The organism is Sphaerochaeta sp. UBA5836 (genome assembly GCF_002432845.1).
Lineage (GTDB): Bacteria > Spirochaetota > Spirochaetia > Sphaerochaetales > Sphaerochaetaceae > Sphaerochaeta.
In genome coordinates this window covers 3195-12017 of the sequence record NZ_DJGW01000006.1, presented here as the reverse complement: position 1 = coordinate 12017, position 8823 = coordinate 3195, and the positions used below count along the sequence as shown (strand labels likewise).

The following is an 8823-nucleotide window of genomic DNA, read 5'->3' as shown; positions in this document are numbered from 1 at the left end:
ACCGAAAGCATTGCCAGCGGAGGTAACATCTGCCCGGTCAACGGTTGTGATGTGGAACTGGGCAGTCTGGACTCAATCGGCCTGCCTACAAAATTCCTCCCAAGGCTTCAGAGCCTTGAGTACATCCGCTCCTTCATGACCGGTCGGGTCGGCTGGGCACGACTGAATGTGTTGTTGATCATCAGTGGAGCCTTCGGGATTTTCCATCGGGACCGGACGATTGCCACCGGAGGCTACCTCACCAAGAGCGGCAAGTTTCACAAGGATACGGTGGGCGAGGACATGGAGTTGGTTGTTCGGCTTTCACGTTACATGCGCGAGCGGAGGCTGCCCTATCGGGTGCAATATGCAAGCAACGCAAACTGCTGGACCGAGGTACCCGAGAAATGGAAGGTGCTCCACCGTCAACGAGACCGCTGGCACCGGGGCTTGATCGACATCCTGCTTTTCCACAGCACCATGATCGCCAATCCTCGGTATGGGCGACTGGGCATGGTGGGTATGCTCTACTACTTTCTCTTTGAGCTGCTCGGGCCGTTTGTGGAAGCGCAAGGCCTCTTGTTTGTGTTCATCGGCGCCCTGATGGGCCTGATCAATCTCCCCATAGCCCTAGCCCTGTTCACTTCGACCATCCTCTTAGGGATGTTGGTCTCCTTGTCAGCCCTGCTTATCAGCGAATACGACCGTCCGCTTTACTCCAATAAGGACATGCTGCGTTTGGTGTGGATGGCAATCGTTGAGAACTTCGGGGTGCGTCAGGTCATCAGCTTGTGGCGGGTAAGCGCATACTTCAGTGCGATGCGCAAGAACCGTGGATGGGGAACCCAGGTGAGAACCGGCTTTAAAGGGGCTCAAAAGAAAACGCAGTAATGACCATGTGGGCGGGTCTTAGGGGTGCATTGCCCTGGTAGAGCCAGAAGTTGATGCGAAACCGAACCCGTCCCGGTGTAGGCGCGGCTGGATACGTCCAACGCGCTATGCGCATCGCGTCACTTTCTTGTAAGTCGGGATCCACATTTCCATGGTAGGAGGAGAACGCAACTCCTTCCTTGGTCCAGACGATGCGGTGGGTGGTTGCGGTGCCGTTCAGTTCAGGCTTGAAAACAAAAATCCTGGAGGAATCGGTATAGGGTTGGACTACATACTGAAACTTGGTGCCATCACGCTGACCCCAGGCGGCAAACTCAATGTCTATCTCCCGGTTGTACTCCTGCGGTGAGGTATCCCAGGTAAAGAAGCCTGCAACCACATTCGGATCGTACTGCTCGATGTCGGTCTCAACGGTGAAGGTATAGGTGCCGTAGCCTACCCGTTCGCGGGTGAATATCTCGGTAGCCCACCAGCGGCCCTGCTGCTCAGCGATGGTCAGGTGCAGGCCCCACTCGTCGACCCAGACCGCGTCCTCGGTTCCCCGAAAGTAGTTCGGTCCGGGAGCAGTAGGAGTCAGGCTGGATTTCAACCTCCAGTGCAGGTTCCCGAACTCCAGCTCCCTCGGACCGGTCTTCAATATGGGAGCATCCTGTGCATACAGGGTGCAGGAAAGCAAACTTACCAACGCCAATGCAAGCAATGTAGCTTTCATACCTACCTCCCGGTCAAGGCGAGCACCTTCTGTACAAAGACATCGGTGCTGTAATTCTCAACATTCATTGCGCCGATGGACCAAGCGTGTATGCTCTTTGTCGGTACCACCTCGGCGATGCTGGTCCTGATGGCCTGATAGCCTGCATTACGGGCCTCATTGATGATTTTACTCTCCCCCGCACCATTTCCGAACGGAAGGGCAAGGACTGTCACCGGCTCGCCGGTTTGCTCTTCGATGATCTGCTTGGAGGCCTGAAGCTCATGGCGGATCTCCTCGACAGAGAGCTCTGCCATCATTCGATGCGTCAGTGAGTGGGATTCAAAGAAGAAAAGCTTCCTGCCGGAACTGGTTCGGTAATCACTCATCTCCCGAATCTGGTCCCAGCTCATATAGCCGACTTCCCCGATGAAGTTGGGAACCAGGAAGATGGTCGCCTCTAGCTCATACTGGCGAAAGAGCGGGTAGACGATGGCATAGATGGAGAGATCACCGTCATCGAAGGTAATGATCACTTGGTCGGTTTTTGCCAAAGACGTACCATTCAGAATCGCCCTGAAATTGGTGATGGTGAAATTCCGTTTGAGAAAAGCCAGGTCGTGCTCGAAATTGTACAGGTCACGGTTATAGACATTGCCCGTACGCCCGAAGACGATATTGTGATAAAGAACCACCAAAAGCTTGGGATCCTTTCTCGGGGGTACTTGGCTCGGCGTGTCAAAGCCCACAAGGGTTTGGACGGGTAACAAATCCTGATCGCGGGTGCTCCAGTACCTCACCGCAGGGGCCTCATCATTCCGAATAAGGGGAGCACTTTGTTGCTCGGGAATCACCTCGGCAGAGAGGCCGAACATGAGCGAAACAAGTAGGATAATCAGGATGGAGTGTTTCATACAGCAAAGGCCCTCAAACCGGCAAAGAAGGCGAATTGGACGACGACGATCAGGGTGGGAACCCTGTTGACGGCAGCCAGCTTTTGCTTGGCAAACATAAAAGCAAAGACAAAGGCGATGCAAAACCATGCAAGGTAGTTCTGAAGCGGAATGTCTCCACCTGCCCAACTCCAGTAGTCGAAGGCGATGGCCACCGGCTCCATTACATAGTCGAAGAGTACGGTCAAAGAAGCTGTTGCCAAGGCAGCCAGCCAGGGATTTGCAATCTTTGTGCTTGTTACCTGTACAATGCCCAAAATAATAAGCGTCCAGTTGACGCCGATCAGAAGCGGTACGCCCAGCAATTTCAGCCCAAGCGTCGGTCCGTAGGTATACGCACCAAAGACCAAGGAGGTGGCAACCCCGATTATTTCCAGTACCAGAGTGAGCAGGAAGGTGAGCACCGCCCAAAAGAGCAGGCGGGAATTGCGGGCTTTCACTTCAAAGAAGAATCCCAAAATTGAGGTGGCTGAAATGGTATAGGGGGTGAAGGCCAGCATCATCGGCAGTGTTGCATCAAGTGTGTGCAACACCAGGCCGATGGCATAAATCGGTATCAGCAAAAGGAGAGTCAGGCGTTCTATCTTTTCAAGATTCTGCATGGCAGGGCGACTCCTAGAGTGTGGGCTATACCCTTTCTCAGTATCCTCGACTTCGGCGGCTTGACCCGCTTCTCATAGACGATGAAAGGATCCTTGGCTATCTGCTGTGCGGTCCAGCAGTACATGTCCGCAGCGGTCATAATCGGGATGCGATACCGTCTTGGAATATAACCATACCCCTTTTCCGCCTCTTTCTGCCAAAGCTGGTACCGTTTGACCTCTTCACGGATGAAAGCCTTGAACTGCAGGGGATGCTTCTGAGTATATGCACTGTCCAAGGAGGAAAGAGAGCTCTTGTCGAGCGGCAGGTAGCGCCTTCCAATTTCCAGGTCTTCCTGAATATCACGGATGAAATTGATGTACTGCATCGCCCGTCCAAGCATCGCAGCATAGCCGGAGGCTTTCTCACTCAGGTCCATGATCCTTGCCATATAGAGACCGATGACCTCGGCCGAGCCATAGATGTAGGTGAGCACCTCGTCGAGGGTTTCACAGGTGGAGCTTGAAAGGTCGTGCTCCATGGAGTCCAGAAACGCCTCGGTCCAGGCAGGATCGAAGTGCTTGCGCCTGTGCAGTTCCAGAAAAGCATCGATGATTACATCGCCACTCGCTTTACCCGACGTAAGCGCCTCTGTGTAGGTTCTACGGAAGGCGTGAAAAGCCGCTGGATCGACCGGCTGGTCGTCCACCAGGTTGTCAGCCACCCTGACAAACCCATACAATGCATAGACATCCCTGCGAACAGCAGGGGGAAAGAAATGGGAACTGAAGTAATAGGTCTTGCTCCCGTTTCTGAAAATTTGTTCATGTTTCTCAGCGACCATACGTTTCTTGGATTTCATTGGCTATCAATTCGCTTGCAATGAGTACCATCGGGACACCTACGCCCGGATGGGTATACTGGCCTGTGTAGTACAGATTCGGCACCTTCTTGGCTTGGTGTCTGGGGCGGAACACTGCTGTTTGGAACAGCGTGTGGCTCAGACCCAGGGCCGTGCCCTTGTAGGCATGGTAATCCTGGATGAAATCCCGATGGGTGTACAACCGCTTTACCAGGACATCCTTGCCCAGATCCTCACCGGTGACCTTTTTTACATGCTCGACCATCATTGCAAAATACGCCTCCCGCTGCTCGTCGGTATCGGCAAGATCGGGGGCAACCGGGACGAGCAAAAAGACATTCTCACAGCCTTGGGGCGCAGAGCTTGGATCGGTCTTGGTTATGCAGCTAAGGTAAAAACAGGGATCTTGGTCCGGCCATGCGGGCTGCTTGAAAATGTCATCGAAATGGCCGTTCCAATCCTTTGCGAAGTAGAGATTATGATGCTCAAGACCCTTGAGTTCGCGTCCGATGCCAAGGTAGGCGATGAACATGGAGGGAGCGACGACGCGCTTTTTCCAGTAGGAGTCCGAGTAGGTTCGCTCCTCTTTCTTGATCAAAGCCGTCTCGGTATGGTGATAGTCGGCTGAGCTGACGACTACATCGGCTGCAAAGTAGCCGTTGGTCGTCTCAACCCCGACAGCCTTTCCATCCTTGGTGACTATGCTGGTGACCTCGGTGTCGGTGAGTAGATGTACTCCAAGCTCTTGGCAAAGGTTGACAAACCCTTCGGCAGCCCCGGCCATGCCTTTTTTGGGGAAGAATACGCCCAACTTGAGGTCGACATGGCTCATGATGGAATAGAGTGCTGGAGCCTGGGCGGGATTGGTGCCCAAAAACACCATGGCATACTCGAGGATCTGCTTGGCCCTGCGGTCCTGGACATAGCCTGAAACGAAGGAGTCGAGCTTGCCGAGTACGCCAAGCTTCAGGCCTTCGGTCATCAGGCGCCTGTTGAAGAACTGGCCGATATGCTTGTAGTCCCGGTACAAGAAATCCTCCATGGCAACATCATACTTGTATGTCGATTGCTCCATGTAGGCTTTCAGGGCCTGGCCTCCGCCTTTTTCAAAGGATTCAAAAAGTTCGGCATTCTTATCAAAATCCGCGGTGAGTTCAACCTCCTGATCGCCGAAAAACACTTTGTAGTAGGGATCCAAGGGTTTGAGCTCGTAGTAGGACTCCCGCTTTTTCCCGAACAGGGAGAAGTAGCGTTCAAACACTTCAGGCATGAGATACCAGGACGGACCCATATCGAAGGTAAAGCCATCCTTATGCCAATAACGGGCACGGCCGCCGAGCTGTTCGTTCTTCTCGACCACCGTTACCGTAAACCCGTCTCGTGCAAGCAGGGCTGCTGCACTGAGGCCTCCGAAGCCTCCACCGATGACTAAAGCTTGTTTTCCCATAGGCAAATCCTATGGTGTTTGCAAAGGAAAATCAAGGAGAAACTGCACTCCAATACTTAAAAAGAACTATTCCGAGTAAGAAGAATCGAGTTGTCTCTTTCTTCCTCCTTTCCCAAATGCACTCGTTTGGATATGCTTGAGACAAGGAGATTCAGCGATGATCATTGACAAACTCAGCGACCTACGGCGCTATATACCTTCCCTTCCCGCATTGGAAACGGTCTGTTCGATTTTGGAGAGCGAAGTACTGAAGGACCAAAGCTTTGGAAGCTATACGACCGATAATCCGTCGGTACGCTACAACCTCTTCACCTACCATACGGAAAAGACCGAGAGTGATATCTATGAGATCCATCAGAAGGAGGTTGATGTGCAGATCCTCCTCTCCGGCTTTGAACGGATGGACATCGCATCCAAGGATGGACTTCAGACAGTACAGGAGTATGATCGGGCAAAGGAAGCAATGTTTTCAAAAGGCAGGAAACAGGTAAGCTACCACGCCGATACCACAACCTTCGCCCTCTTCTTCCCAGGCGAGCCGCATGCCCCCAATCTGGTCGATGGTGAGTCGACCGAAGTGGTGAAGGTGGTTTTCAAGATTCTTCCATCCTGAACCGAAGAAGGTGGACCAGCAGACAATTTCTTCTGCTCCTGCCCCTGCTGTTCATCTTCTCTTCCCTCTTTGGCTCGACGGGCCTGTGGTCCTCCTTTCCGCTCTCGGATGTGCTGGCGGCATCGCTGACCTGTTTCCTTCTGCTTCGGGAATGCGAGACAAAACTTTCTCTATACAGGTAAAATTTCCATTTGACAGATGGGAAATCCCATGCAATCATAAAACCTGTAAGACAGCTTTACAGCTAAGCAGATTTTCTTCCTGGCATACGCCGGGAAACGCATCGAACATTGTTAGCCGCTTTGCGGTCCTGAGGAGGAAACAATGAAGAAAGTTATCATCACCCTGTTGCTGGCCGCCCTGGTGCTTCCCATGGCATTCGCGCAAGCTTCAACTGAAGTCAAACCCGTTGAACTGGTCTACACCATGACCGCAGTCCCCACCGATGCACACGCCGGTGCCATGCGCGTCTTCAAGGAAACCGTCGAACGTGTTTCCAATGGACAGATCAAGGTTCTCACCTATGACTCCGCCTCGCTGTTCAAGCAGGAGCAGGAAGTCTCTGCAGTCAAGAGCGGCCAGGCTGACATGACCGCCACTGCAGCTTCGTGGTTGACCGATGGAAGTCCGTGGGTGTCCATGTTCACCGCCGGCTACATCTTCAAGAGCTACGACCACATGACCAGCGTACTCAACGGCCCCATCGGAGCTGAGGTGTTCGACCGCATCGCCAAGGAGCAGGGAATCCGCCCCCTCGGTGCACAGTATCTCGGAACCCGCCAACTCAACCTGGTCGAGGACAGGGAGATCAAGACCCCGGCCGACCTCAAAGGCGTAAACCTGAGAATGCCGAACTCCGACTCCTGGATCTTCCTGGGCAAGGCCTTGGGCGCCAATCCGACCCCGATTTCCTTCAGCGAGCTGTACATGGCCCTGCAGACCAAGACCGTCGACGGCCAGGACAACCCGCTCCCGTCCACCAAGAACGCCAAGTTCTATGAAGTCACCAAGTCCATCACCATCACCAACCACCTGGTTGACTCTGTATGGCCCGCCATCAACGAAGCAAAATGGCAGTCCCTTTCCGAGCAACAAAAGGCTTGGGTCATGGAAGGGGTGAAGGCCGGCATCGAGTATTGCGACACCACCAACCTCAAGGCTGAGGCTGAACTGGTCGAGTTCTTCAAGAGCGCAGGCCTGAAGGTCTACTATGCCGACCTGGATGCATTCGCCGAGCACGTTTTGGCACAGTATCTGGCAAGTCCTTATGCTAAGAGCTGGGATAAGGACATGTTCGAAAAAGTCGTAGCAGCTGGCAAGTAAGCAAACACTTACAACCCGGGGCTGCCTGCCCCGGGTTTCTTCTTGCAATTGAACAGGAGACCAACCACATGAAAAAACTGGCATTGTTGCTGAGAGAGATCATGGAAGTCTACATTCCGGTCATCTCCTTTATCTTCTTGTTTCTGGCATTCATCCTGCAAGTATTCTTCAGGTATGTGGTCAACCATCCTCTTACCTGGACCCAGGACGTGATCGTCATTGGATTTTGTTGGTCGGTCATCCTCGGAGCCTGCTATACCATGCGTCGCAAGGGACACGTCCAGTTCACCATGCTCTACGAAGCCTACAGCCCCAAAGTGGCTGCCTGGGCCCGCCTGCTGGGGAACCTGTTGATCATCATCACCTTCGCCTTGATGGTCATCCCTTCCTTCAAGTACGCCTTCTTTTTGGGTTTCCAGAAAACCCCGGTCCTGCGTGTCTCCTACACCTGGATTTTCCTCCCCTTCACCTATTTTCTCCTGTCCATCATCGGCTACAGCATCAAGCCGGTCCTGGAGGATTGGAAGGTCATTACCGGTAAACTTTCCGATAGTGTCGACCACAGCTACGATCCATTGCTCGGGGAGGTAAAGAAATGAGTTTCCCCTTATTCATCACCCTGTTTGTATTCATCCTGATCTTCATTCTCAGGATGCCCATCGCCCTGGGCATGCTTGCCTCGGCTGCATGCTACCTTTTGGTAAAGGGCGCCGACCTGAGCCTGGTCGTCAACCAGGTCATGAACACCTATTACACCAACTACGTCATCATCGCAGTCCCGCTCTTCATATTCACCGCCAACGTCATGAACAGCGGCAAGGTTACCGACATGATCTTCAAGTTCGCAGGCGGGCTGACCGGGCGGATGCGGGGAGCACTCGGCCAGGTCAACGTCCTTGCCTCCCTGATCTTCAGCGGGATGACCGGATCGGCCATCGCCGATGCCGCAGGCCTGGGAAAGATTGAGATCCAGGCAATGAAGGACGATGGGTACGATCCGGAGTTCAGCTGCGCCATCACCGCCGCCTCTGCAACCATCGGACCGATTTTCCCGCCATCCATTCCCTTGGTCATCTATGCCATGCTCTCTTCAACCTCGGTAGGAGCGCTGTTCATGGGCGGCATGGTTCCGGCGATTCTCCTCGCCCTCTTTTTAATGATCTACGTTGCCATTGTTGCCAAGAAGCGAAACTACCCCAGAGGTGAGAAAATTGTCTGGACGACGTTTCTCGCCTTCACCATCAAGGCGCTTCCCGCCCTGCTGACACCTGTCATCCTGCTGGTCGGTATCTACACCGGGGTGATGACTCCAACCGAGGCAGGAGCAATTGCAGGTCTGTATGCCATCATCATTTCCGTATTTGCCTATAAGGCGATGGGAATAAAGGACCTGTACGAAGTGATCAAGACCACCATCAAGGATGTCGGGGCAACCAGCATCATGATCGGGGCTGCCACCATCATCAGCTACATCGTCGCCCG

10 protein-coding genes are annotated in these 8823 nt (G+C 53.5%); 5 read left to right on the top strand and 5 right to left on the bottom strand.

What is annotated here, in order from left to right; all coding sequences use genetic code 11:
• A partial coding sequence (locus B3F49_RS00515; protein ID WP_293908503.1) for a glycosyltransferase family 2 protein occupies window positions 1-870 on the top strand: 870 nt, incomplete at its 5' end.
• Here B3F49_RS00515 and B3F49_RS00510 read toward each other — a convergent pair.
• Genes B3F49_RS00510 through B3F49_RS00490 form a run of 5 tightly spaced genes read right to left on the bottom strand, consistent with a single transcriptional unit; the run spans window position 842 to window position 5405 of the window.
• Complete coding sequence (locus B3F49_RS00510; RefSeq protein WP_293890465.1) at window positions 842-1582, bottom strand: serine protease; 741 nt, start codon at window positions 1580-1582, stop codon at window positions 842-844. The two genes, B3F49_RS00515 and B3F49_RS00510, sit on opposite strands and share 29 nt — an antisense overlap.
• Before the next feature lie 2 nt (window positions 1583-1584).
• Window positions 1585-2475 carry a polysaccharide deacetylase family protein gene (locus B3F49_RS00505; protein ID WP_293908502.1) on the bottom strand — a complete coding sequence of 297 codons (891 nt, stop codon included), beginning with the start codon at window positions 2473-2475 and terminating at the stop codon, window positions 1585-1587.
• Window positions 2472-3116 carry a carotenoid biosynthesis protein gene (locus B3F49_RS00500; protein WP_293908501.1) on the bottom strand — a complete coding sequence of 215 codons (645 nt, stop codon included), beginning with the start codon at window positions 3114-3116 and terminating at the stop codon, window positions 2472-2474. Before B3F49_RS00500 ends, B3F49_RS00505 begins: the two co-directional genes overlap by 4 nt.
• A complete protein-coding gene (locus tag B3F49_RS00495; RefSeq protein WP_293908500.1) occupies window positions 3095-3958 on the bottom strand; it encodes a phytoene/squalene synthase family protein in 864 nt (287 codons plus the stop codon). Before B3F49_RS00495 ends, B3F49_RS00500 begins: the two co-directional genes overlap by 22 nt.
• Window positions 3930-5405, bottom strand: a complete 1476-nt coding sequence (locus tag B3F49_RS00490; protein ID WP_293908499.1) for a phytoene desaturase family protein — start codon at window positions 5403-5405, stop codon at window positions 3930-3932. Before B3F49_RS00490 ends, B3F49_RS00495 begins: the two co-directional genes overlap by 29 nt.
• 157 nt (window positions 5406-5562) lie before the next feature.
• On the opposite strand from B3F49_RS00490, the gene B3F49_RS00485 reads away from it, so the two are divergent.
• The 4 genes from B3F49_RS00485 to B3F49_RS00470 form a co-directional block, all read left to right on the top strand.
• Complete coding sequence (locus B3F49_RS00485) at window positions 5563-6018, top strand: YhcH/YjgK/YiaL family protein (protein ID WP_293908498.1); 456 nt, start codon at window positions 5563-5565, stop codon at window positions 6016-6018.
• Between the two features lie 324 nt (window positions 6019-6342).
• A complete protein-coding gene (locus B3F49_RS00480; RefSeq protein WP_293908497.1) occupies window positions 6343-7341 on the top strand; it encodes a sialic acid TRAP transporter substrate-binding protein SiaP in 999 nt (332 codons plus the stop codon).
• A 68-nt stretch (window positions 7342-7409) separates the two neighbouring features.
• On the top strand, window positions 7410-7940 hold the full coding sequence (locus tag B3F49_RS00475; protein WP_293890448.1) for a TRAP transporter small permease: 531 nt from the start codon (window positions 7410-7412) through the stop codon (window positions 7938-7940).
• Window positions 7937-8823: TRAP transporter large permease (locus tag B3F49_RS00470; RefSeq protein WP_293908496.1), on the top strand; the 887-nt coding region annotated here is incomplete at its 3' end. The genes B3F49_RS00475 and B3F49_RS00470, both read left to right, overlap by 4 nt.

What these genes read in the sequence shown, in the direction of transcription:
- B3F49_RS00510 (WP_293890465.1), bottom strand. Translation starts at nt 1,582, where the DNA reads ATGAAAGCTACATTGCTTGCATTGGCGTTGGTAAGTTTGCTTTCCTGC.
- B3F49_RS00505 (WP_293908502.1), bottom strand. Translation starts at nt 2,475, where the DNA reads ATGAAACACTCCATCCTGATTATCCTACTTGTTTCGCTCATGTTCGGC.
- B3F49_RS00500 (WP_293908501.1), bottom strand. Translation starts at nt 3,116, where the DNA reads ATGCAGAATCTTGAAAAGATAGAACGCCTGACTCTCCTTTTGCTGATA.
- B3F49_RS00495 (WP_293908500.1), bottom strand. Translation starts at nt 3,958, where the DNA reads ATGAAATCCAAGAAACGTATGGTCGCTGAGAAACATGAACAAATTTTC.
- B3F49_RS00490 (WP_293908499.1), bottom strand. Translation starts at nt 5,405, where the DNA reads ATGGGAAAACAAGCTTTAGTCATCGGTGGAGGCTTCGGAGGCCTCAGT.
- B3F49_RS00485 (WP_293908498.1), top strand. Translation starts at nt 5,563, where the DNA reads ATGATCATTGACAAACTCAGCGACCTACGGCGCTATATACCTTCCCTT.
- B3F49_RS00480 (WP_293908497.1), top strand. Translation starts at nt 6,343, where the DNA reads ATGAAGAAAGTTATCATCACCCTGTTGCTGGCCGCCCTGGTGCTTCCC.
- B3F49_RS00475 (WP_293890448.1), top strand. Translation starts at nt 7,410, where the DNA reads ATGAAAAAACTGGCATTGTTGCTGAGAGAGATCATGGAAGTCTACATT.